This window comes from Dickeya fangzhongdai (assembly GCF_002812485.1).
Taxonomy (GTDB): domain Bacteria; phylum Pseudomonadota; class Gammaproteobacteria; order Enterobacterales; family Enterobacteriaceae; genus Dickeya; species Dickeya fangzhongdai.
In genome coordinates, this window is sequence record NZ_CP025003.1 from 2,183,539 (window position 1) to 2,205,891 (window position 22,353).

Sequence of the window (22,353 nt, forward strand, 5' to 3'; positions counted from 1 at the left end):
AGGCGGGTGCGAATCGATGGCTGGCGCGGCACGCTACCGGCGGCAACCGGCAGCGTGAAAGCAACGTTATAAAAACAGCATTATAAAAACAAGAGCGGGATTACTGCTGCGGGAACCACTTATCGTTGATGGCCTTGTAGGTGCCGTCGGCTTTGATGGCGTTCAGCGCGCTGTTCAATTTTTCCAGCAGCGCCTGATTGTCCGGGCGCACCGCAATACCCAGCCCGATGCCGAAATAGGCGGGATCGGTGACTTTCTCGCCCACGGTGGCGAGGTCCGGGTTGGTTTTCAGCCATTCGTTCACCACCGCGGTATCGCCGAACACGCCGTCCAGGCGACCGTTTTTCAGGTCGATCAGCGCATTCTGGTAACTGTCGTACGGGACGGTTTTCACTTCAGGATGTTTGTCCTGCAGGAATTTCTGGTGTGTGGTGCCGTTTTCCATGCCGATACGTTTGCCCTTCAGATCCGCCAGCGTATGGAATTTGCCTTTCTGAGCGATGACGATCGCCGAATTGGCGTAGTAAGGCTGGGTAAACGCCACTTGTTTGCTGCGCTCCGGCGTGATGTCCATACCGGAAATAACGGCGTCATAACGGCGGAATTTCAACGCCGGAATCAGGCTGTCGAACGCCTGATTGGTGAAGGTGCAGGTAGCCTGCAATTGTTTGCACAGCGCGTTGGCGAGATCGATATCAAACCCGACGATCTGGTTGCCGGCATCCAACGATTCGAACGGCGGATACGTCGCCGACGCGGCGAAGCGGATGGTATCAGCCGCCGTGGCGTTAAAGATCATGGTGCTAAAGGCGGTGCTGGCCAGCAGTGCGGCAAGGACGAGCTTCTTCATGGAGTACTCCAGCTTAACTTATGTTTATCAACGTGATGGTCGTTGAAAAGGATGACGACACCATGCCATTAAATGTATTTATATGCAAATAATATGATTATAAATTCATTTTAATTTGCGGTGTGGCAATGGTGATAAAGCGTACCTGTGGTAATTGAATAAAAATAAAGCAGATTTAAATCGATGGAAGGCTGGATGATATGCATAAAAAACGCCGGCATGAAAGCCGGCGTAATCAGTCATTAGGTTACGTTCACTGATGGTTCAGGTATTGCGCTGTTCGAAACGCAAGGCGCGCCGTTCGACCAGACGCATCAGCAACGTCAGCAAGCCATTGACGCACAGGTAGACGATACCCGCCGCGCCAAACACCAGCACATCATAGGTGCGGCCGTACAGCAGCTGGCCGTAGCCCATCACTTCCATCAGCGTAATGGTGTACGCCAGCGAGGTGCCTTTGAACACCAGCACCACTTCGTTGGAGTACGAAGAGAGCGCGCGCTTGAACGCAAACGGCAGCAGGATGCGCAGCGTCTGGCGTTGATTCATGCCCAGCGCGGCGCAGGATTGCCACTGTCCGGACGGAATAGCTCGCACCGCGCCGTAGAACAGCTGAGTGGTATAAGCCGCGCTGTTAAGCGCCAGCGCGCTGACCGCACACAACCACGGCTGAGACAGCAGATTCCACAACCAGTCGGTCTGGCGGATCGAAGCGAACTGACCGGGACCGTAGTAAATCAGGAAAATCTGCACCAGCAGCGGAGTACCGGTGAACAATGTGATGTAGCCTTTGGCTATCTGCGACGCTACCGGGGTTTTCAGCGTCAGGATCACCGTCAGCAATAGCGACAGCAGCAACGCCAGCAGCAGCGCGGCCAGCGTCAACCAGAGGCTGGTGTGCAACCCTTTCAGCAGTTCAGGAATGTAGCCCAGCATCAGGACGGCCTCCGTTCAAAGCGCGTGGCGCGTGCTTCAATCCTGTTCAGGATCGCCTGACTCAACAGGGTTATCACCAGATAGATCGCCGCCGCAATCATGTACCAGGTAAAGGGTTCCTGAGTACGGGTGGCGATGCTTTTGGTTTGCAGCATCAGGTCGTTGACGCTGATCAGCGATACCAGCGCGGTATCTTTCAGCAGCACCAGCCACTGGTTGCCGAGCCCCGGCAGCGCGTGACGCCACATTTGCGGCATGATCAGCCGGCGGAAAATCACGCTTTTGCTCATTCCCAGCGCCTGCCCGGACTCCCATTGGCCGCGCGGCACCGCTTTCAGCGCGCCACGCAGCGTCTGAGACGCATAGGCGGCATACAGCAGCGACAGCGCAATGACGCCGCACAGAAACGGGCTGACTTCGAAGTTATCGATATTCAGTTTGACCGGCACCTGCGCCAGACCGAGATTAAGCGTGAAGCCATCGGACAGCATCAGCAGCAACTGCGACGAACCAAAATAGATAAACAGCACCACCAGAATTTCCGGCAGGCCGCGCAGCAGGGTGACGACAGCGGTGCCGCAGGTGCTGACGGCTTTCCAGCGCGCCGTTTCCCACAGGGCAAACAGCATCGCCAACAGCAGCCCCAGCACCAGGGCGCAAACGGCAAGGCCGACGGTCATCCCGGCGGCGCTTGCAAGAGGTTGGAATTCAGTCATTGAGTCTTAGTCGGCTTACTGCTGGAACCATTTCTTGTAGATGGTCTGGTAGGTGCCATCCTGCTTGATCTTGTTCAGAGCATCGTTGAATTTCTTCACCAGCTCGTCGTTGTTCTGACGAACGGCAATCCCCAGGCCGATGCCAAAGTAGTCTTTATCGGTAACCTTGTCGCCCACCGACGCCAGATTCTCGTTCTGTTTCAGCCACTCGTTCACGACGGCGGTGTCGCCGAAGACGGCGTCCAGACGACCGTTTTTCAGGTCCAGCACCGCGTTCTGGTAGCTGTCGTACGGTACCACGGTGATGTCTTTATGCTTGTCCAGCAGGAATTTCTGGTGGGTGGTGCCGTTCTGTACCCCGACACGCTTGCCGTTCAGCGCGGCGATATCGGCCAGTTTGCCTTTCTGGGCGATGAACAGCGCCGAGTTTTCATAGTACGGCTGGGTGAAGGTCACCTGCTGCTGGCGTTCCGGCGTGATATCCATACCGGCGATCACCGCATCGTAACGGCGGAATTTCAGACCGGGGATCAGACTGTCGAATGCCTGATTGCTGAAAGTACAGGTGGCCTGAATCTGTTTGCACAGCGCGTTGGCCAGGTCGATATCGAACCCGACGATCTGGTTGCTGGCGTCCACCGACTCAAACGGAGGATAGGACGCTTCAGTGGCAAAACGGATAGTTTCGGCTGCGCCAGCGGAAAGGCTTAACCCGCCGAGCAGGGCGGCAACGAGCAATTTTTTCATCTTATTATCCTTATCTATCAGTGAGATAAATAGCCAGCAAATTCCGGTGTTTGGGGTTGGGTAAAATGCGAGGCGTCGCCTTGTTCCATGATGCGGCCGTTTTCCATGTACACCACGCGGCTGGCGGTTTTACGTGCGAAATCGACTTCGTGGGTGACGATCACCTGGGTGATGCCGGTTTCGCTCAGTTCCTGAATAATGCTGACGACCTGAGCGGTGATCTCCGGATCGAGAGCCGCGGTCGGCTCGTCAAACAGCAGCACCTGCGGCTCCATCATCAGCGCGCGGGCGATGGCGACACGCTGCTGCTGGCCGCCGGAGAGATGTAACGGGTAGCGATCGGCGAAGTCGTTCAGTCGCAGACGGCTCAACAGTTTGTCCGCTCGCTCCCGCGCTTCCTGACGACCCAGCCCCAGCACGCGGCAGGGCGCTTCGACCAGATTCTGCTGCACGGTGAGGTGCGGCCACAAATTGTACTGCTGGAACACCATGCCGACATTGCGGCGCAGTTCGCGAATGGCGTTTTCGCCGGGCGTCTGGCTGAAATCGAAGGTATTGCCGCCGATGTTGAGCGTACCGGAACGGGGCGTTTCCAGCAGGTTCAGCACCCGCAATAACGAACTTTTACCGGCCCCGCTGGGACCCAGCAACACCAGCGTTTCTCCGGATGGACAATCAAGGGTGACATCGAACAGCGCCTGGTGTGCGCCATAGAAACAGTTAATGCTGTTTAGTTGAATACTCATGCGCAAGAATTGAATAGACATTGATGCCGCAAATGGTAGCCTCGGCAGAATAGTTATGCAATCGTCGTGGGTTAAAATTTGCAAATACACGACTTATTGTCGATATTTTAGCACAAAATCGTGCTTTGCCGCGGCGGCAGGCGGATTTGTCAGGGCGATAGCCGACTTGTAGCGGACAATCCTCAGCCATAACCAACCCCGGCTGTAGCGAGCTACGTTGCTAAAAAGCGCGATTGATGACTTCTGTGTTGTGAAAAAGTCTTTTAGTGGCAGAAATTGCTATAAAAGCGTAAGAAGGCTGTGAGAATGTGCAGTCGATCCAACGGCCGAATATCTGAGACGAGGAGGCATGATGCAATTATCCACCACACCAACCCTGGAAGGGCACGTCATTGAAAACTACTGCGGCGTGGTGACGGGCGAAGCCATCCTTGGCGCCAATATCTTTCGGGATTTCTTCGCCGGTATCCGCGATATCGTCGGCGGCCGTTCCGGCGCCTATGAAAAAGAGTTACGCAACGCCCGGCAGATAGCATTTCGCGAAATGCAGCAGCAGGCGCAGGAGCTGGGCGCGAATGCCGTGGTTGGCATCGACATCGATTATGAAACCGTGGGTAAGGACGCCAGCATGCTGATGGTGTCCGTCAGCGGTACTGCGGTGGTGGTTCGCCGATCATGACCTGCAGGTGCATTGGGTTGTCATGGCGGAGTGTGGCGTTGGTGGCGCTAACGTTGCTGGCAGGCTGTCAGAGCCGCGAACGCTATGTCGATGAGGGCGATTACCAGTTGGATCAGTCGTCTCCGGCTGTCAGCCGGGGGGAGCGGGTCCGCTTTCTGGTATTTCACTATACGGCCGAAGATTTAGGCAGTTCGCTGGAAAAACTCACCGCCGAGCATGTTAGCGCACATTATCTGGTGCCGGCTTATCCGCCGCAGGTTAAGGGCAAGCCGGTGGCGTGGAAGCTGGTGCCGGAGTCGCAGGCGGCCTGGCATGCAGGCGCCAGTTACTGGCGCGGTTACAGTCAGTTGAACGCCACGTCGATCGGCATCGAACAGGAAAATCCCGGCTGGCGGCAAACTGCGTCCGGTACCCGCTGGTGGCAGCCTTATACCCCGCAACAGATCACGCTGGTGACCCATCTTGCCCGGGACATCATCGCCCGTCACCATATTGCGCCGCAGGATGTGGTGGGGCACAGCGATATTGCTCCCCAGCGCAAAGTCGACCCGGGGCCGCTGTTTCCCTGGCATCAACTGGCGATGGCGGGTATCGGCGCCTGGCCGGAGCCGCAACGGGTGCATTTCTATCTGAGAGGACGACAGCAATATACGCCGGTGGACAGACAGGCGCTGCTGGAGAAACTGGCGCGTTATGGTTATGAGGTCAACCCGAACATGAGCGCACGCCAGCAGCAACAGGTGGTGGCGGCATTCCAGATGCACTTCCGGCAGCAGCGCTATGACGGTGAGGCGGATGCGGAAACCGAAGCGATCGCCGATGCGCTGCTGGAGAAGTACGGCGCCGCGCCCCGCAGCGGCGCGGGGTCTGGGCGATAACCTGCGCCTCCCCTCCGTTGGTCGCGGTAGGAAGGTCGGCGGCTTAATCGCTGTGGGGGAGGCGAACGATGTCCCGCTGTTCGGCCTCCTGCGCCAGTACGGCGATACGGCGCGCCATGCCGCGAAACACAAACAGATGCGCAGGCATCATCAGGAACCAGTAACCCAGCCCGCTGCTGCCGGCGGGGTGCCACCAGGCACGAACATCCAGTACCCGATACGCGCCACGATCGTCAATGGAGAAGACCAGACGCCCCAGTCCGGGCGCTTTCATGCCAAACAGCAGCACCAACTGCTGATGAGGCCTGACCCGGATGACCTTCCAGCCGTTGACGAAGTCGCCTTCCCTTAATTCCGCCCGCTCCGGTCGGCGGTAAATCACCTGATTACCGCATAAATCATCTATTCGAGCGCGGATAGCCCACAGCAGGTTGGCGTAAAAGTAGCCTTCCCGGCCTCCGACTTGCTGGATCACCTGCCACAATGCCTGGCTGCTGGCACCGGTTTTGTGGCTGTAACCCGCCTGTTTGGGGTAGAACGCGTAATTGGGTTGCCAGCGAGCTAAAACATCGGGGTCATATCCCCAGTCCGGATGTTGCGCCGCCGCTTTTTCATCGGCCAGCGTAGCCCGCACCGCTTCATCAAACCCGATCAGCCGCTGGGGAATCAGGCGACGCAGTTCGCCGTCGTCCATCGGCAGATCGTGTCGCAACCCCTGTACCAGCGCCCGGGCGGTAGAGCCGGGAACTGAGGTCACCATGTTCAGAAACCAGGCCGATATCAACCCGGTCGGCACCGGAATCGGCAACAACAGGCGACGTTTGCCGGTAATACGAATAAACCGTTCGAACAGGGTCTGATAGCTAAGGTATTCCGGCCCGGCGGCATCGAAAACCCGATGACGTTCCGCAGGGTAGTGTCGCAGTTCCGTCAGGTAGGTGAGCAGATTTTCCAGCGCAATCGGCGCGGATTTCGAGCGCACCCAGCGCGGCGGCGTCAACACCGGTAAATTGTTCACCATATCGCGCAGGATTTCGAATGCAGCGGAACCGGGGCCGACGATAATGCCGGCGCGCAACTCGGTGACCGGAATGCCGCTGCTGCGCAGAATGTCGCCGGTCAGTTTGCGCGCCTGCATATGAATGGAGGGATGGCACTCAGCCTGCGCTGAACCGAGATAGATTATCTGTCGAATCCGGCTGGTGCGCAGCACCTGACGCAGATTTTGCGCCGATTGATATTCCCGCTCCAGAAAATCGGCGCCATCACCCATGCTGTGCGCCAGATAGTAAAGGGTGTCTGCCTGCCATAACCCTTCCGGCAGCGTGTATGGCTTCATCAGATCAACGTATTCACAGCGTATGCCGGGAAGGTTTAGTGCCGCCAGCGAGTCGATGTGACGCGAAGCGGCAATCACCGATTGACCTTGCTGGCTGAGACGCGTGAGGAGGTGACGGCCAATGTAGCCACTGGCGCCAAGGATCAGAATCGGGGCGGGTCTGATGGTCATGATAGTGTTTGCTCCTGCCACAACAGCGCGATTGAAACTGCAGCGGTGTCCCTGTCGATGTTCACACCCGCAATACGATATCAATACAACCTAATATAGCCGGAAGCAGAAAGGGGAAAAACCCCGCCTTAACGGTTTCTTAACGAAAGTGCGGGGTGGATCCAGAGCGTGATGTCAGCCGTATGGCAAGAGCGAGCGGAAAAATCAGACCAGTTCGACATCGCCTTGTAACTGGCAACTACAGGCCAGCACATAGCCGTTTTCAATTTCGTCAGGCGTCAGCGTCATGGTGCTGGTGGTAGTGTAGCTGCCACTGAGAATCCGGGTCTTGCAGCTACCGCATACCCCGGCGCGACAGGCGGCGTTTACCGGTAACTGGTGGCTTTCCAACGCTGCCAGCAGGCTGATGCCGATCGGAGCTTTCAGCTGTTGCAACGAATGGCGGATGGTCATGGTGAGTTGTTCGCCATCATCATCCACGGCGGCTTCCGGCGCGCCGAACTGCTCTTTGAAGATGCGCTCGCGTGGGACGCCGGCCTGTAGACAGAAGGTTTCCACCTGCTGCATATAGGGTTGCGGGCCGCAGGTCATCACGGTGCGATCGGCGATATCCGGCACCTGTTGCGACAGGACCGACTCAGTGAGGCGACCGCTGAGAAAACCGGTTTCAGCCTGCTGTTCCGCCATCAGGGTCAGTTGCAGTTGCTGTGGGTAGCGCTGGCGGAGTGTTTGCCATTCGTCGGCAAAAATCACGTGCTGCGGCGAGCGCACATTGAAGATGACCTGAATATCCGTGTGCGGGCGATTGGCCAGCAGCCAGCGCGTCATCGACATGATCGGCGTAACGCCGCAGCCCGCCGCCAGCATCAGGTAACGATCGCTGACGGCACGGGTGCAGCTGAATTCGCCCTGCGCATCGGAGATCCACAAATAATCGCCGGGCTTCACCTGTTCGGTCAGCCAGCGCGAGCCGACGCCGTTTTCCAGTCGGCGTACCGTGAAGGTGATAAACGGGCTCAGTCCGGGCGAGGAGGACAGGGTATAAGCGCGCAGCGTTTCACTGCTGTTGGCGATGCTGACCAGCGCATACTGGCCGGGTTGCCAGGGGTAAAAGTCATGGCTGATCAGGGAAAGCGTCCACACATCCGGCGTTTCCTGATGAAGAGAGTGCACCTGCATGCGGTTGGGGCACTGCGGAGTAGGCATGGTCATGGCGGTCTCCATAACAGCCTTCCGCCATGCGTCGGCGGAAGGCGAAGGTCAACGAAAAATCAGGCGGCGAGGATGTCTTTGAGGTCCTGCTCCACGGTGGTGATGGCGCGCATGCCGAACTTCTCGTTCAGGATCGCCAGCAGCGACGGGGTCAGGAAGCCAGGGGCGGTCGGGCCGGTATAAATATTTTTCACACCCAGCGCCAGCAGCGTCAGCAGAATGACGATGGCTTTCTGTTCAAACCAGGACAGTACCAGACTCAGCGGCAGGTCGTTGACGCCGCAGCCCAGTTTTTCAGCCAGATTGACCGCCAGCATGATGGCGGCGTACGCATCGTTGCACTGGCCGACATCCAGCAGACGCGGCAAGCCTTCCAGCGTGCCGAAATCCAGTTTATTGAAACGATATTTACCGCACGCCAGCGTCATGATCAGGCAGTCTTGCGGGACGTTGAGCGCGAAATCGGTGTAGTAGCTGCGTTCGGTGCGGCTGCCGTCGCAACCGCCGACCAGAAATACGTGGCGCAGTTTCTTGCTGGCGACCAGATCAATCACGGTATCGGCGGCGCTCAACAGGGTCTGGCGACCAAAACCGACGGTAATCAGGTGCTCGATTTCGCTGTACGGGAACCCCGGCAGTTGCTGCGCCTGAGCGATCACCGCGCTGAAATCATCGCCTTCGAGGTGCTGCGCGCCCGGCCAGCCGACGATGCTGCGGGTCCAGATACGGTCGGTATACTGGCCTACGTTGGGGTCGATGATGCAGTTGGAGGTCATCAGGATCGGGCCGGGGAATTTAGCGAATTCGCTTTGCTGATTCTGCCAGCCGCTGCCGTAGTTGCCGACCAGGTGGGAAAATTTCTTCAGTTCCGGATAGCCGTGCGCCGGCAGCATTTCGCCGTGGGTATAGATATTGATGCCGGTGCCTTCGGTCTGTTCCAGCAACATACGCAGGTCTTTCAGGTCATGGCCGGAAATCAGAATCGCCTTGCCCGCCACCGGGCGTACGTTAACCTGAGTCGGCTGCGGATGACCGTAGGCGGAGGTTTCTCCCTGATCCAGTATCGCCATTACGCCGAAATTCATTTTGCCGATAGCCAGCGCGTTGCCGAGCAGGGTGTCGACATCGGTGGGCGCGGTGCCGAGCCAGGCCATAAACGCATGGAAATCGGCGTACAGCGCGTCATCGTACTGACCCAGCACGTGGGCATGTTCCATATAGGCGGCCGCGCCTTTCAGGCCATACAGGCACAGCATGCGCAACCCGTGAATATCCTCGCCGACAGCGGCTTTATCTTTGTTCAGCGCGAACATCGCCGCCTGTTGCAGCAGCGTCGGGATATCGTCGCCCGCCAGTTGCAGTTCCGCCATCGGATGATCGACCGCGATGGCGGCGTCCAGCAGCCGGCAACGGGCGGCCAGCCCCTGACGCAGGCTAATTGCTTCGCGGGCGTAGCCGATGATACGCGGCGAATCAAAATTCACGTTGGTCAGGGTGGCGAAGAAAGCGCGGGGCGTAAAATTGTCGATCTCATGGTCAATGATGCCCAATGCGCGCGCCTGCAGCGCCCAGGCGGACAGCCCCTGAAGAACGGCGACCAGCAGGTCTTGCAGGTCAGAGGTTTCGGCGGTCTTGCCGCACATGCCTTGCGCGTAAGCGCAGCCATTGCCGGCCGGGGTTCGGATGGTCTGTTCACATTGCACACAATACATAATGACTTCCTTTTTAAAGTTGCATTTATAATGCTTGTTTAAAAGCATAGAACGGTTTGCCGGTGTCTAAAAAGATCTTTTATAGGCAATTTAAGGTGAAGTTGATTTAGCGCAATTTTTACTTGTGGATGACAATCACTCGCATCTGCCGGGCATTTTTATGCGTCGCGAGGCAGATCCGAGGCATAGGGCTTGACCCTGCCGCGCTTTTATCGTCATTCTCGTTAGAAGACCACAGAACAGGAGGCACGGATGTATCTGGAAAGAGTCGAGATTCTTGGATTCCGTGGTATTAACCGACTGTCGCTGATGCTGGATGATAATACCGTGCTGATCGGCGAAAACGCCTGGGGCAAGTCCAGCTTGTTGGATGCGCTGTCGCTGCTGCTGACGCCGTCACCACCGCTTTATCACTTTGACCTGCAGGACTTTCATTTTACGCCGGGCAACGAAACCAGCCGCGAGCGTCATCTGCAGGTGATCTTCACGTTTTGCGAATCTGCGCCCGGTCACCATCTGGCCCCTCGCTATCGTTCATTGTCGCCGGTATGGATCAAGGGCGAAGGGCGATTGCATCGCATTTTCTATCGGCTGGAAGGGGAAATGGATGAAAGCCAGGCGATCTTTACCTGGCGCAGTTTTCTTGATGCCAATGGTCAGGCATTGCCGCTGGACAATATCGACTGGCTGGCCAGCGAAGTGATTCGTCTGCATCCGGTGTTGCGGCTGCGTGACGCCCGCTTTATTCGCCGTTTTCGCACCGGCTCGTTGATGCCGCAAATCGATGATAACGATCGGCTATCGCGCCAGTTTGAGACGCTGGTGCGCGAACTGGCGCAAAATCCCAACCGGTTGACTAATCAGGAACTGCGACAAGGTCTGGTGGCGATGCGCCAACTGGTCGAGCACTATTTTTCCGAGCAGGGCGCGGACCCGAACGATCGGCGTCACCATCGCCATGCCCGTGCGGGCAATGGCCGGGCATGGCGCTCGCTGGATAACATCAATCGCATGATTTCCGGCCCCAATAGTCGCAGCCGTCGTATTATTCTGCTGGAGCTGTTTTCCACCCTGCTGCAGGCCAAAGGGTCCACGGCGCTTGATCCGCACGCCCGGCCGCTGCTGCTGATTGAAGACCCGGAAACCCGGCTGCATCCGATTATGCTGTCGGTGGCATGGGGGCTGCTGACGCAGTTGCCGCTGCAAAAAATCACCACCACCAATTCCGGTGAACTGCTGTCGCTGGTGCCGGTAGAACAGGTTTGCCGTCTGGTGCGAGAATCGGCGAAGGTCGCGACCTACCGTATCGGCCGTCAGGGCATGACGCAGGAAGATAGCCGCCGCATTACCTTTCACATTCGGTTTAATCGCCCGGCGTCGTTATTCGCGCGCTGCTGGCTGCTGGTGGAGGGCGAAACCGAAGTCTGGATGCTCAGTGAACTGGCGCGTCAGTGCGGTCATCACTTCGAGGCGGAAGGCGTGAGGGTGATCGAGTTTGCGCAGGTGGGGTTAAAACCGCTGCTGAAGTTCGCCTATCGGATGGGTATCGAATGGCATGTGCTGGTGGATGGCGATGACGCCGGGAAAAAATACGCCGCCACGGTTCGTAGCCTGCTGCAATCGCAGAGTGAGTCCGAACGCGACCATTTGACCGTGCTGCCGGCGCTGGATATGGAGCATTTCATGTATCGCAACGGCTTTAGTCAGGTCTATCACCGGGTTGCGCAGTTGCCGGAACCGGTGCCGCTGTCGGCGGCGAAAGTCATCACCAAGGCGATTCACCGTACCTCAAAACCGGATCTGGCGATTGAAGTGGCGCTGGAAGCGGCGTCTCAGGGGGAATCGGCCATCCCGCCGCTGATCCGCAGCATGTTTTCACGGGTCTTGTGGCTGGCGCGCGGGCGGGCGGATTAGGCGTGTTATCCGGCTGAACGAGCCTGTCGCGTGTAGAGCGCATGTGAAGAGAGCATAAAGAATGCCGGCCGCTTTGCGACCGGCATTGGACTCGTTTGACCTGGTCACAGGAATTAAAGGAGAAAGACCGGAAAGCGTGGGGTGAACATTCAGGCGACCGTTTCGCCGACTACCGGCACGATCAGACTGGCGTGATTTCCTTTGGGTCCCTGGTGTACAGTGAATTGCACCACCTGACCTGCTTTCAGCGTCCTGTAGCCGTCCATCTGAATGGTTGAATAGTGGGCGAAGATATCTTCACCGCCGCTCTCGGGACAAATAAAGCCAAAGCCTTTGGCGTTATTGAACCATTTAACAGTACCTGTCTCCATGAATCTTCATCCTTCGCTAGAGTGTTCTCTAAGGTGAGGTTATTGGGTTAAGGCAAAACCAAATTGATTAAAACGACATCAATTCAACTCTACACTCTAGTGAAATCGCCCTTGCCGTCAAGCACCCGAATCCGACACTTTGCCGCAGGTTTGTGAAAATTTGATACAGATAACGCTATCGTCGGGTTTTATTGCCGTTAATATCAAGAGGGATGCGTTTTTGGGGTCTGAGCGATTTTGACCGGGCGGTGATACAATAAAAATCAGGCATGCTGCTGTGAAGACAGCCAGCGGATAAGTATCAGAACTGATTTGGGTAGAAGATGGGAAATCATAGCACCGGGGCGCAGACCGACGACCTGACCAAAGAGCATTATACTGAAGCCTTGCAGCCTCCATCGATGTATAAAGTGATACTTAACAACGATGATTACACGCCGATGGAATTTGTTATTGACGTTCTGCAAAAGTTCTTTTCTTATGATATTGAACGTGCAACGCAACTGATGCTTACGGTTCACTATCAGGGCAAGGCCATCTGCGGCGTCTACAGCGCCGAGGTAGCCGAGACCAAGGTGGCGCAGGTGAACCGTTATGCCCGGGAGAACGAGCATCCATTGCTTTGTACGCTGGAAAAAGCCTGAATAGGGCAATTTATTGGGGGAGGTGCCTATGCTCAATCAAGAACTGGAACTCAGTCTCAACATGGCTTTCGCCAGAGCGCGCGAGCACCGGCATGAGTTTATGACCGTGGAACATTTGTTGCTGGCGCTGCTCAGCAACCCCTCCGCACGAGAGGCACTGGAAGCCTGTACGGTCGATTTGGCGGTTCTGCGTCAGGAACTGGAAACCTTTATCGAACAGACCACGCCCACGCTGCCGCAAAATGATGAAGAACGGGATACCCAGCCGACGCTGAGCTTTCAGCGGGTGCTGCAGCGCGCCGTGTTCCACGTGCAATCGTCCGGGCGCAGCGAAGTGTCCGGCGCCAACGTGCTGGTCGCCATCTTCAGCGAGCAGGAATCTCAGGCTGCCTACCTGCTGCGCAAACATGACGTCAGCCGGTTGGATGTGGTGAATTTCATTTCCCACGGTACGCGCAAAGAAGAAACCGGTCCGGCGGCAAACCCGGAAAATCCGGTTAACGAAGAACAGGCTGGCGGGGAGGAGCGTATGGAAAACTTCACCACAAATCTCAACCAGCTTGCCCGGGTGGGAGGCATCGACCCGCTGATCGGCCGCGACAGCGAGCTGGAGCGCACGATTCAGGTGCTGTGCCGTCGCCGTAAAAACAATCCGCTGCTGGTGGGCGAATCCGGCGTGGGGAAAACCGCTATCGCCGAAGGGTTGGCCTGGCGCATCGTGCAGGGCGACGTGCCGGAGGTGATGGCCGACTGCACGCTCTACTCGCTGGATATCGGCTCGTTGCTGGCCGGCACCAAATACCGCGGCGACTTCGAAAAACGCTTTAAATCGCTGCTCAAGCAGTTGGAGCAGGATCAGAGCAGCATCCTGTTTATCGACGAGATCCACACCATTATCGGTGCTGGCGCAGCTTCCGGCGGTCAGGTGGACGCCGCCAACCTGATCAAGCCGTTGCTGTCCAGCGGCAAGATTCGCGTGATTGGCTCCACCACGTATCAGGAATTCAGCAATATCTTCGAAAAAGATCGCGCGCTGGCGCGCCGCTTCCAGAAAATCGACATCACCGAGCCGAGCGTGGAAGAGACGGTGCAGATCATTAATGGTCTGAAGCCGAAATACGAAGCGCACCACGACGTGCGTTATACCGCCAAGGCGATCCGCGCGGCGGTGGAACTGGCGGTGAAATACATTAATGACCGTCACCTGCCGGATAAAGCGATCGACGTGATCGATGAGGCCGGCGCCCGCTGCCGCCTGTTGCCGGCGAGCAAACGCAAGAAAACCGTCAATGTGGCGGATATTGAAGCGGTGGTCGCCCGCATCGCCCGTATTCCGGAGAAAACCGTTTCCGCCAGTGACCGTGATGTGCTGCGCAATCTGGGCGATCGTCTGAAGATGCTGGTATTCGGGCAGGATAAAGCCATTGAGGCGCTGACCGAAGCCATCAAGATGAGCCGTGCCGGTCTGGGGCATGAGCGCAAGCCGGTCGGGTCGTTCCTGTTTGCTGGTCCGACCGGGGTCGGGAAAACGGAAGTAACGGTACAGTTGGCGAAAGCGCTGGATATCGAGCTGCTGCGCTTCGATATGTCTGAATACATGGAGCGCCATACGGTCAGCCGTTTGATCGGCGCGCCTCCGGGCTACGTGGGCTACGATCAGGGCGGTTTGCTCACCGATGCGGTGATCAAGCATCCGCATTCGGTGCTGCTGCTTGATGAGATCGAGAAGGCGCACCCGGATGTGTTCAACCTGCTGTTGCAGGTGATGGACAACGGCACGCTGACCGATAACAACGGCCGCAAGGCGGATTTCCGCAATGTGATCGTGGTGATGACCACCAATGCCGGGGTGCGGGAAACCCAGCGTAAGTCCATTGGTCTTATCCAGCAGGACAACAGCAGCGATGCGATGGAAGAGATCAAAAAAGTCTTCACGCCGGAATTCCGCAATCGTCTGGATGGCATCATCTGGTTCAACCACCTGTCGGCTGAAGTGATTCAGCAGGTGGTGGACAAGTTCATTGTCGAACTGCAGGCGCAACTGGACGCCAAAGGCGTGTCGCTGGAAGTTAGCGAAGAAGCACGCAACTGGCTGGCGGAAAAAGGCTATGACAAAGCGATGGGCGCGCGACCGATGGCGCGAGTCATTCAGGAAAACCTCAAGAAACCGCTGGCCAATGAGCTGTTGTTCGGCTCGCTGGTAGACGGTGGCTCCGTGAAAGTGGAATTGGATAAGGCCGCCCAACAGCTGACTTATCGCTTCCTGAGCGCGCAAAAGACTAAAGCCGAAGGTGCGGTTCACTGAGTGAATTGATTACGTCGTCACGCTAAAAACACAAAAGGGCATCGTCAGATGCCCTTTTTCATGTCGGTCGCATTCACGTTACCACACGGTTTGCCTGACTGCAGCTTACTGCGATATCCGAATTAATAGGCGGGTAAGTTATTGACCGGCTTAAAATGCAAACGCCCTCACCGAACGGTGAGGGCAGAGAGGTAAACACCCTGGCGCATCGCCTCAGGCGATAGCGCGGTTGTTAACGGCTACGGAAGACAATGCGGCCTTTGCTCAGGTCGTACGGGGTCAGTTCCACAGTCACTTTGTCACCCGTCAGGATGCGGATATAGTTTTTACGCATTTTACCGGAGATATGAGCGGTAACCACGTGCCCGTTTTCCAGCTCAACGCGGAACATGGTGTTGGGCAGCGTATCCAGCACGGTGCCTTGCATTTCAATATTGTCTTCTTTGGCCATCGAATCCTCTAGGTTTAAGTACCTTAGTTTTTAACCGGCAAGATAATGCCGAAAAACCCTCATTATGTAAAGGCGCGTAAGTCGCTGCCGCTCATTTATCCCCTTCACCAGGGGTGTCGGCAGTGGGTGTATTCAGGGGTTGCGGATGCCAGCAACCATCGATTAATGCGGCCTGTTGCAGCCGGTTCAGCTCGTACAGAAACTCGCGCCGGGGAATATCACAGGCGCCCAGCGAGGCAGTATGGTCGTTGAGCACCTGGCAATCAATCAACTGGCCGCCGTGGCGCACGAAATGCTGCAGAAACGCCGCCAGCGCGTATTTGGACGCGTTATCCGCCCGGCTGAACATCGACTCGCCGCAAAATAGCGCGCCCTGAGCGATACCGTACAGGCCGCCCACCAACTGGGCGCCACGCCAGACCTCGACCGAGTGCGCCAGGCCGGACAGGTGTAACTGAACATAGGAGCGCACGATGTCCCTGCCAATCCAGGTGCCTTCCTCGCGCTCGCTGGCGCAGGCGGAAATCACCGCTTCAAACGCCTGATTCAGTGTGACCCGATAATCGGTGCGGCGAATGAACTTTTTCATGCTGCGGCTAAGGTGAAACTGTGCCGGGAACAGCACCGCTCGTGGGTCCGGGCTCCACCACAGGATCGGCTCTCCCGGTGAAAACCACGGGAAAATACCCTGACGGTAGGCGCTTAGCAAGCGTTCGGGCGACAGATCGCCGCCGTAGGCCAGCAGACCATTGGGATCCCGCAGCGCGGTTTCCGGGTTAGGAAACTGCAGCGAAAACGGAGACAGTTCATACAACAGCATGCGCACCTCGGCCTACAGGTGTTGATGAAATTGCCAGTAGCGCCCTTGCAACGCCATCAGGCTATGATGCGAACCCTGTTCCACCAGTTGTCCGCCATCCATCACGCACAGCCGGTCCATACTCTCCAGTCCATTCAGGCGATGGGTAATGACGATCAGGGTCTTACCCAGGCAATGCTGACGTAATAACTGCAGTATGCGCTGTTCGGTATCGGCGTCCAGCCCTTCGGTCGGTTCATCCAGCAACACCAGCGGCGCCGGGTGGAGCAGGGCGCGCGCCACGCCGATACGGCGTTGTTCGCCGCCGGACAACTGGCGTCCCCCTTCACCCAGCCAGGCGTTGAGCCCCTGATCCTCCAGCAGTTTCTCCAGGCCGACTTGCGTTAGCACCGCCTGCAAACGCTCGTCGCTGGCCGCTGGGGCCGCCAGCCGCAGGTTTTCCCGCAGCGTGGCGCTGAAAATATGCACCCGCTGCGGCACCACGCTCATGGCATCGCGCAGCGTAGACTCCGGGAATGCCGCGATCGGCGTGTCATTAAGACGAATTTCGCCGGCGCTGCAATCCCAGGCGCGGGTCAGCAATTGCAACAGCGTCGACTTGCCGCAGCCGGTACGCCCCAATAACGCGACATGCTCGCCCGGCGTAAACGTCAGCGTAATTCCGCTCAGCGCCGGTTGGTTTTGTTCCGGGTAGGTAAAGCTCACTTTATCCAGTGTGAGTTGAACCTGTTCCAACGGCGTAGGGCCCTGAGACGGAAAGGCAACCGGCGGGCGCAGTTTCAGTAGTTGATCGACTCGGGCCGCCGACGCGACGACTTGCCCGATATGCTGGAAGGCGCCTGCGACCGGCGCCAGCGCTTCGAAAGCGGCGAGGGCGGCAAACACAAACAGCGCGATGAGCGCGCCCGGCTGATGGTCGCCGCCGACGCCGCCGGCGGCCAGCCACAGCAGTAAGGTGGCGGTCAGGCCGCTGGCGGCAATCAGGATGGCCTGCGACAACGCGCTTAGCCCGGCCTGTTGACGTTGCCGTTCAAACCAGCGCTGCTCCAGTATTTCCAACTGCTGGCGAAAGGGCGCCAGGGCGCCGAATACCGCCAGTTCGGCCTGCCCCTGGATCCAGGTGGTCAGTTGTACCCGATAGTGGGCGCGCAGCGCGGTCAGGTCGGCGCCGACCGGTTGTCCCGCACGGTAAAACGCCAGAGGCAACACCAGCAGCAGCGCCAGCATGATGGCGGCCAGCGTTAGCGCCAGCGACGCATCCAGCCAGCTCAAGCCATAAGCCAGCGCCAGAATCACGGCCAGCGCGCTCACCAGCGGAGAAATTACCCGCAGGTAGAGATGGTCCAGCGTATCCACATCCGCTACCAGCCGGTTGAGCAGTTCGGCCTGACGAAAACGAATCAGCCCGCCCGGCGCCAGCGGCAGGATACGGCTAAAGGTGAACACACGCAGATGCAGCAGGACGCGAAAGGTGCCGTCGTGGCTTACCAGTCGCTCAAAGTAACGGCTGGCGGTACGCAGAATCGCTGCGCCGCGCACCCCGGCCGCCGGCAGCATATAGTTGAACGTAGTCAGCCCGGCCAGACCGGCGATGGACGAGGCCGCCAGAAACCAGCCTGACAGCGTCAACAGACCAATACTGGCTAACAGAGTCAGTATCGCCAGCAAAACGCCCAACCCAAGCCGGAACAGGTGACGGCGGTACAGCGCCAGAAAGGGTTTGAGTACCTGCATTGCCCGAATCTTTTCCATCTCACAGTTCTCCCCGGCGTTGCGCCAGTAAGTCGGCAAACGGCCCGGCGACCTGACTCAGGGTAAGGTAGTCACCCTGCTGGACCAACTGGCCGTTGACCATGACCCAGATTTCGTCATAGTTCCGAATTTCGCTCAGTTGGTGGGTCACCAGCAATGTGGTCTGAGTGTGCGACGCCTCGCTCAGCGCGCTCATGACCCGCTGTTCGCTGTGCGCATCAAGGCTGGCGGAGGGTTCGTCCAGCAGCAGTAATCGACATGGGTGCAGCAATGCGCGCGCCACGGCGACCCGCTGGGCCTGGCCGACTGACAGACGTGCGGCGCCGTCGCCCAACTGCGTGTCCAGGCCTTGCGGCAACTGAGGCAGAAATTCGTGCACATACGCGCGCTCAAGCGCTTGTTGCAGCATATGGTCGCTGGCCTTCGGGCGACCCAGCAGTACGTTCTGCCGCAGCGTGGGTTCCGGCAGGTGAGGATTTTGCCCCACCCAACTCAGGTGCTGCCGCCATGATGTGGACGACAGGGTACGCAGTTCCTCGCCATTGACCGTCAGTGAACCGCGGTAGGGCAGAAAACCCAACAGCAGGTTCAGCAGCGAGCTTTTCCCGGCGCCGCTGGGACCGACCAGCGCGACCCGTTGCCCGGCGTTCAGTTTAAAGGTGAGCGGCCCGGCCAGCGTTTTGCCTGAGGGCGACAGAATAATCAGCTCGTGGGCGACCAGTGTGACGGGCGTATCGCTTTGAAATAGGTGCGTGCCGGCTCCGGTTTCCTCGCTTTCGGCCGTCATGAAACGGTGCAGGGCTTCCGCCGCTCCGACCGCCTGCGCCTTGGCGTGGTAAAACGTGCCGAGATCGCGCAGCGGCTGGAAGAACTCCGGCGCCAGAATCAGCACCAGAAAACCGGCAAACAGCGTTACGCCGACGCCGTAGCTGCCAAAATGCAACTCGCCGAGGTATGAAAAGCCGAAATAAACCGCTACCACCGCGATCGAAATCGACGCGAAGAATTCCAGCACGCCGGAAGACAGAAAGGCCATACGCAGCACTTCCATCGTGCGACTGCGAAACTGTTCCGACGCCTGGCGAATCTGTGCGGTTTCCGACTCGCCGCGATAGAACAGGCGCAGGGTATCCAGACCACGCAGTCGATCAAGAAAATTGCCGCTCAGTCTGGCCAGCGCCTGAAAGTTGCGGCGGTTGGCGTCGGCGGCGCCCATACCGACCATCGCCATGAACAACGGGATCAATGGGGCGGTGGCTAACAGAATGACCCCCGCGGCCCAGTTCACCGGAAACACGATAATCAGGATCAGCACCGGAATCAGTACGGCCAGATACATCTGGGGCAGATAGCGGGCGTAGTAATCGTGCATATCGTCCACCTGCTCCAGTATCAGCGTGGCCCAACTGCCGGCCGGTTTTCCCTGAATCCAGGCCGGTCCCAGCTGTTGTAGTCGATCCAGAACCTGCTGGCGGATATGCTGGCGAATCGTCTGACCACAGCGAAAACCGACGCGTTCCCGTATCCAGTTGATCAACGCCCGTAATACGAATGTCGTTGCCAGTGACAGAAACATCGTGGTCAGTTCGTTGCGCGGGGTGTGGGTGATAATCAGGGCGTGGAGCAGTGAGGCCAGTAACCAGGCCTGCGCCATAATCAGCAGGCCGCTTGCCAGACCGAGCATCAGCGATAGTCGTAGCCAGCGGTGCGCCAGACGGCTTTGCTGTTTCAGCCAGCGGGTCAGTTCTCGTTGTCGGGTGTCTTTCATCAGGTGCCGATCGCTTCCAGTTGGTACATGAAAATAACGCTTACATAACCGTTACTTAACACAATTGTGAGCGTAACGGTCGCGATGCGCCATGTTACCGCGGTGGCGGGGTTGTGCAAACGAAAAGCAGATGGCGGAACGGGGTGTCGATCAATTTTTGCAGTGATGAACTGCAATAAAAAACCCGGACGCGATCACGCCCGGGTTGGCATTGTTGGTCATCAAGGCTTACTTGACGAGGGCGTCCAGATAGCGTTCGGCATCCAGCGCCGCCATACAACCGGTGCCGGCGGAAGTGATAGCCTGGCGATAAATGTGGTCCATGACGTCGCCGGCGGCGAATACACCGGGAATGCTGGTCTGAGTCGCGTTGCCGTGGATGCCGGATTGCACCTTGATGTAGCCGTTTTCCAGTTCCAGTTGATCGCCGAATATGGCGGTATTCGGGCTGTGACCGATGGCGATAAACACGCCCGCTACATCCAACTGCTCGGTTGCTTCAGTTGCGTCGCGCAGGCGCACGCCGGTCACGCCCATATCGTCGCCCAGCACTTCGTCCAGCGTGCGATTGGTATGCAGCACGATATTGCCGCTGCTGACCTTCGCCATCAGACGGTCGATCAGGATTTTCTCCGCGCGGAAGCTGTCGCGACGATGGATCAGATGCACTTCGGCGGCGATGTTGGACAGATACAGCGCCTCTTCCACTGCGGTATTGCCGCCACCGACTACCGCGACCTTCTGGTTGCGATAGAAGAAACCGTCGCAGGTTGCGCAGGCGGAGACGCCTTTCCCTTTGAACGCGTCTTCAGACGGCAGACCCAGATAGCGGGCGGATGCGCCGGTGGCGATGATCAAGGCGTCGCAGGTGTACTCATCGCTGTCGCCGAACAGGCGGAACGGGCGGGTTTGCAGGTCGACGCGCGTGATGTGGTCAAAGACGATTTCGGTATTGAATTTGGCGGCATGAGCGTGCATACGCTCCATCAGCAGCGGACCGGTCAACTCGTCTGGGTCGCCGGGCCAGTTTTCCACTTCGGTGGTGGTGGTCAACTGACCGCCTTTTTCCATGCCGGTAATCAACAACGGATTTAGGTTTGCCCGCGCAGCATAGACCGCGGCGGTATAACCTGCCGGGCCTGAACCCAGAATCAATAATTTACGGTGTTTGGCAGTGCTCATGAGTTCCTCATTCACTCGAACGGACGATATGACCGATTGTAAGGAAATTACCTGCGTAAAAAAAGTGTGGAGGAATGTTGTTGGCTATCGGTTCAATCGTTACGGAATATTGGCAGGGAACGGCGAATAGCCTGACGGCGGGTGCGGAACGTGTGAAAACGCTGCCCTAATGGACTGCCGGGAGCGAATCTGGCACTTTCTTCTGATTTTAATTGTTTTACTTTGACAATCGGCTGCGCTTTTGCGAAAACATCCTTGGAAGAGGAAATTTTTTGTATGTGAATAGTTAAATGCTCCGGCTTTTATGCGTTTGGGGTCTCTAGCGGCGGCGTTTGTCTGCCGATGGATAACCGGCGTTTTACCACGTTTCCGGGAAACGCGGTCGGAACAGAGAATGAACACATTACAAAAGGCAGGGGTCTTCTTTAGGGGTGGCTCTGGTACATTGAGGTTGGTCAGAGACAGCGGTTAAACAGGGAAGGATGAAGAGAGACAATAAGAATGGTAGACACGAAAAAACGTCCGGGAAAAGATCTTGATCGTATCGATCGCAATATCCTGAACGAATTGCAAAAAGATGGACGTATCTCCAACGTGGAACTTTCCAAGCGGGTCGGTCTTTCGCCAACCCCGTGTCTGGAGCGCGTTCGTCGTCTGGAACGACAGGGTTTTATCAATGGCTATACCGCGCTGCTGAACCCACATTATCTGGATGCGTCATTGCTGGTGTTCGTTGAGATTACTCTCAATCGCGGCGCGCCGGATGTGTTTGAGCAGTTCAATGCAGCCGTGCAGAAGCTTGAGGAAATTCAGGAGTGTCATCTGGTTTCCGGGGATTTTGACTATTTGCTCAAAACCCGCGTGCCGGATATGTCGGCATACCGTAAGTTGCTGGGAGAAACGCTGTTGCGTCTGCCGGGCGTAAACGATACCCGCACCTATGTGGTGATGGAAGAAGTGAAGCAAAGCAACCGGCTGGTCATCAAGACCCGCTGACGGCAAGGGTGCATAACCCGATAAATTCAGCTACACTCCTGTGAATTTGTACAGTATGGCGCCGGGGAAGACTCGGCGCTTTATCATGAAACATTTACAGGGAACCTGGAGAGACGCTTGAGCCAGGAATATACAGAAGATAAAGACGTCACGCTGAAAAAACT

Annotated in this window: 20 protein-coding genes; 6 read left to right on the top strand and 14 right to left on the bottom strand. The window is 57.4% G+C overall.

Going from position 1 to position 22,353, the window contains the following annotated elements:
• Positions 1-100: 100 nt before the first annotated feature.
• The 5 genes from CVE23_RS09890 to artP all read right to left on the bottom strand — a co-directional run bounded on the left by CVE23_RS09890 (position 101) and on the right by artP (position 3,995).
• Positions 101-850, bottom strand: a complete 750-nt coding sequence (locus CVE23_RS09890; RefSeq protein ID WP_100849440.1) for an arginine ABC transporter substrate-binding protein — start codon at positions 848-850, stop codon at positions 101-103.
• A 264-nt stretch (positions 851-1,114) separates the two neighbouring features.
• A complete protein-coding gene (gene artM, locus CVE23_RS09895) occupies positions 1,115-1,786 on the bottom strand; it encodes an arginine ABC transporter permease ArtM (RefSeq protein ID WP_038659391.1) in 672 nt (223 codons plus the stop codon).
• Positions 1,786-2,502, bottom strand: coding sequence for an arginine ABC transporter permease ArtQ (gene artQ, locus CVE23_RS09900; protein ID WP_100849441.1), 717 nt, complete (start codon positions 2,500-2,502; stop codon positions 1,786-1,788). The genes artM and artQ overlap by 1 nt, the downstream gene beginning before the upstream one ends.
• A gap of 15 nt (positions 2,503-2,517) precedes the next feature.
• Positions 2,518-3,249 (bottom strand): arginine ABC transporter substrate-binding protein, encoded by a 732-nt coding sequence (gene artJ, locus CVE23_RS09905; protein WP_038918848.1) that lies wholly within the window; start codon positions 3,247-3,249, stop codon positions 2,518-2,520.
• 17 nt (positions 3,250-3,266) lie between these two features.
• Positions 3,267-3,995: an arginine ABC transporter ATP-binding protein ArtP gene (artP, locus tag CVE23_RS09910; RefSeq protein WP_167389548.1), complete on the bottom strand. Its 729-nt coding sequence runs from the start codon at positions 3,993-3,995 to the stop codon at positions 3,267-3,269.
• A gap of 352 nt (positions 3,996-4,347) precedes the next feature.
• Between artP and CVE23_RS09915 the strand changes: the two genes are divergently transcribed.
• Entirely contained in the window at positions 4,348-4,674 is a 327-nt protein-coding gene (locus tag CVE23_RS09915) for a heavy metal-binding domain-containing protein (RefSeq protein WP_038918849.1), read from the top strand.
• Positions 4,671-5,552 carry an N-acetylmuramoyl-L-alanine amidase gene (locus CVE23_RS09920; RefSeq protein ID WP_100849443.1) on the top strand — a complete coding sequence of 294 codons (882 nt, stop codon included), beginning with the start codon at positions 4,671-4,673 and terminating at the stop codon, positions 5,550-5,552. Before CVE23_RS09915 ends, CVE23_RS09920 begins: the two co-directional genes overlap by 4 nt.
• A gap of 43 nt (positions 5,553-5,595) precedes the next feature.
• Here the strand turns inward: CVE23_RS09920 and CVE23_RS09925 are convergent, their stop codons facing one another.
• The 3 genes from CVE23_RS09925 to hcp form a co-directional block, all read right to left on the bottom strand.
• Positions 5,596-7,062, bottom strand: a complete 1,467-nt coding sequence (locus CVE23_RS09925) for a DUF2867 domain-containing protein (protein ID WP_038918851.1) — start codon at positions 7,060-7,062, stop codon at positions 5,596-5,598.
• Between the two features lie 204 nt (positions 7,063-7,266).
• Positions 7,267-8,274 carry an NADH oxidoreductase gene (gene hcr / locus CVE23_RS09930; RefSeq protein ID WP_100850448.1) on the bottom strand — a complete coding sequence of 336 codons (1,008 nt, stop codon included), beginning with the start codon at positions 8,272-8,274 and terminating at the stop codon, positions 7,267-7,269.
• Positions 8,275-8,333: 59 nt separating this feature from the next.
• The gene (hcp, locus tag CVE23_RS09935; RefSeq protein WP_100849444.1) at positions 8,334-9,986 is read right to left on the bottom strand and encodes a hydroxylamine reductase; all 1,653 of its coding nucleotides are present in this window, start codon (positions 9,984-9,986) and stop codon (positions 8,334-8,336) included.
• A gap of 252 nt (positions 9,987-10,238) precedes the next feature.
• Here hcp and CVE23_RS09940 point away from each other — a divergent pair, with 252 nt between their 5' ends.
• Positions 10,239-11,900: an ATP-dependent endonuclease gene (locus CVE23_RS09940; protein WP_049853892.1), complete on the top strand. Its 1,662-nt coding sequence runs from the start codon at positions 10,239-10,241 to the stop codon at positions 11,898-11,900.
• A 149-nt stretch (positions 11,901-12,049) separates the two neighbouring features.
• On the opposite strand, the gene cspD is transcribed toward CVE23_RS09940, so the two are convergent.
• Complete coding sequence (gene cspD / locus CVE23_RS09945) at positions 12,050-12,271, bottom strand: cold shock-like protein CspD (protein ID WP_022633331.1); 222 nt, start codon at positions 12,269-12,271, stop codon at positions 12,050-12,052.
• A 323-nt stretch (positions 12,272-12,594) separates the two neighbouring features.
• On the opposite strand from cspD, the gene clpS reads away from it, so the two are divergent.
• Together clpS and clpA are read left to right on the top strand one after the other, a co-directional pair.
• Positions 12,595-12,915, top strand: a complete 321-nt coding sequence (clpS, locus tag CVE23_RS09950) for an ATP-dependent Clp protease adapter ClpS (protein ID WP_033568380.1) — start codon at positions 12,595-12,597, stop codon at positions 12,913-12,915.
• A gap of 28 nt (positions 12,916-12,943) precedes the next feature.
• Positions 12,944-15,220: an ATP-dependent Clp protease ATP-binding subunit ClpA gene (gene clpA, locus CVE23_RS09955; RefSeq protein ID WP_038918854.1), complete on the top strand. Its 2,277-nt coding sequence runs from the start codon at positions 12,944-12,946 to the stop codon at positions 15,218-15,220.
• 232 nt (positions 15,221-15,452) lie between these two features.
• Here the strand turns inward: clpA and infA are convergent, their stop codons facing one another.
• The 5 genes from infA to trxB all read right to left on the bottom strand — a co-directional run bounded on the left by infA (position 15,453) and on the right by trxB (position 21,193).
• Complete coding sequence (gene infA / locus CVE23_RS09960) at positions 15,453-15,671, bottom strand: translation initiation factor IF-1 (RefSeq protein WP_002211347.1); 219 nt, start codon at positions 15,669-15,671, stop codon at positions 15,453-15,455.
• A 91-nt stretch (positions 15,672-15,762) separates the two neighbouring features.
• Positions 15,763-16,491 (bottom strand): leucyl/phenylalanyl-tRNA--protein transferase, encoded by a 729-nt coding sequence (gene aat, locus CVE23_RS09965; RefSeq protein WP_049853893.1) that lies wholly within the window; start codon positions 16,489-16,491, stop codon positions 15,763-15,765.
• A 12-nt stretch (positions 16,492-16,503) separates the two neighbouring features.
• Positions 16,504-18,225: a heme ABC transporter ATP-binding protein/permease CydC gene (gene cydC / locus CVE23_RS09970; RefSeq protein WP_167389570.1), complete on the bottom strand. Its 1,722-nt coding sequence runs from the start codon at positions 18,223-18,225 to the stop codon at positions 16,504-16,506.
• A gap of 19 nt (positions 18,226-18,244) precedes the next feature.
• A complete protein-coding gene (gene cydD / locus CVE23_RS09975; protein ID WP_100849446.1) occupies positions 18,245-20,011 on the bottom strand; it encodes a heme ABC transporter permease/ATP-binding protein CydD in 1,767 nt (588 codons plus the stop codon).
• 228 nt (positions 20,012-20,239) lie between these two features.
• Positions 20,240-21,193, bottom strand: coding sequence for a thioredoxin-disulfide reductase (gene trxB / locus CVE23_RS09980; RefSeq protein ID WP_100849447.1), 954 nt, complete (start codon positions 21,191-21,193; stop codon positions 20,240-20,242).
• Positions 21,194-21,694: 501 nt separating this feature from the next.
• Between trxB and lrp the strand changes: the two genes are divergently transcribed.
• Entirely contained in the window at positions 21,695-22,189 is a 495-nt protein-coding gene (lrp, locus tag CVE23_RS09985; protein ID WP_010277211.1) for a leucine-responsive transcriptional regulator Lrp, read from the top strand.
• The last annotated feature ends 164 nt before the right edge of the window (positions 22,190-22,353 follow it).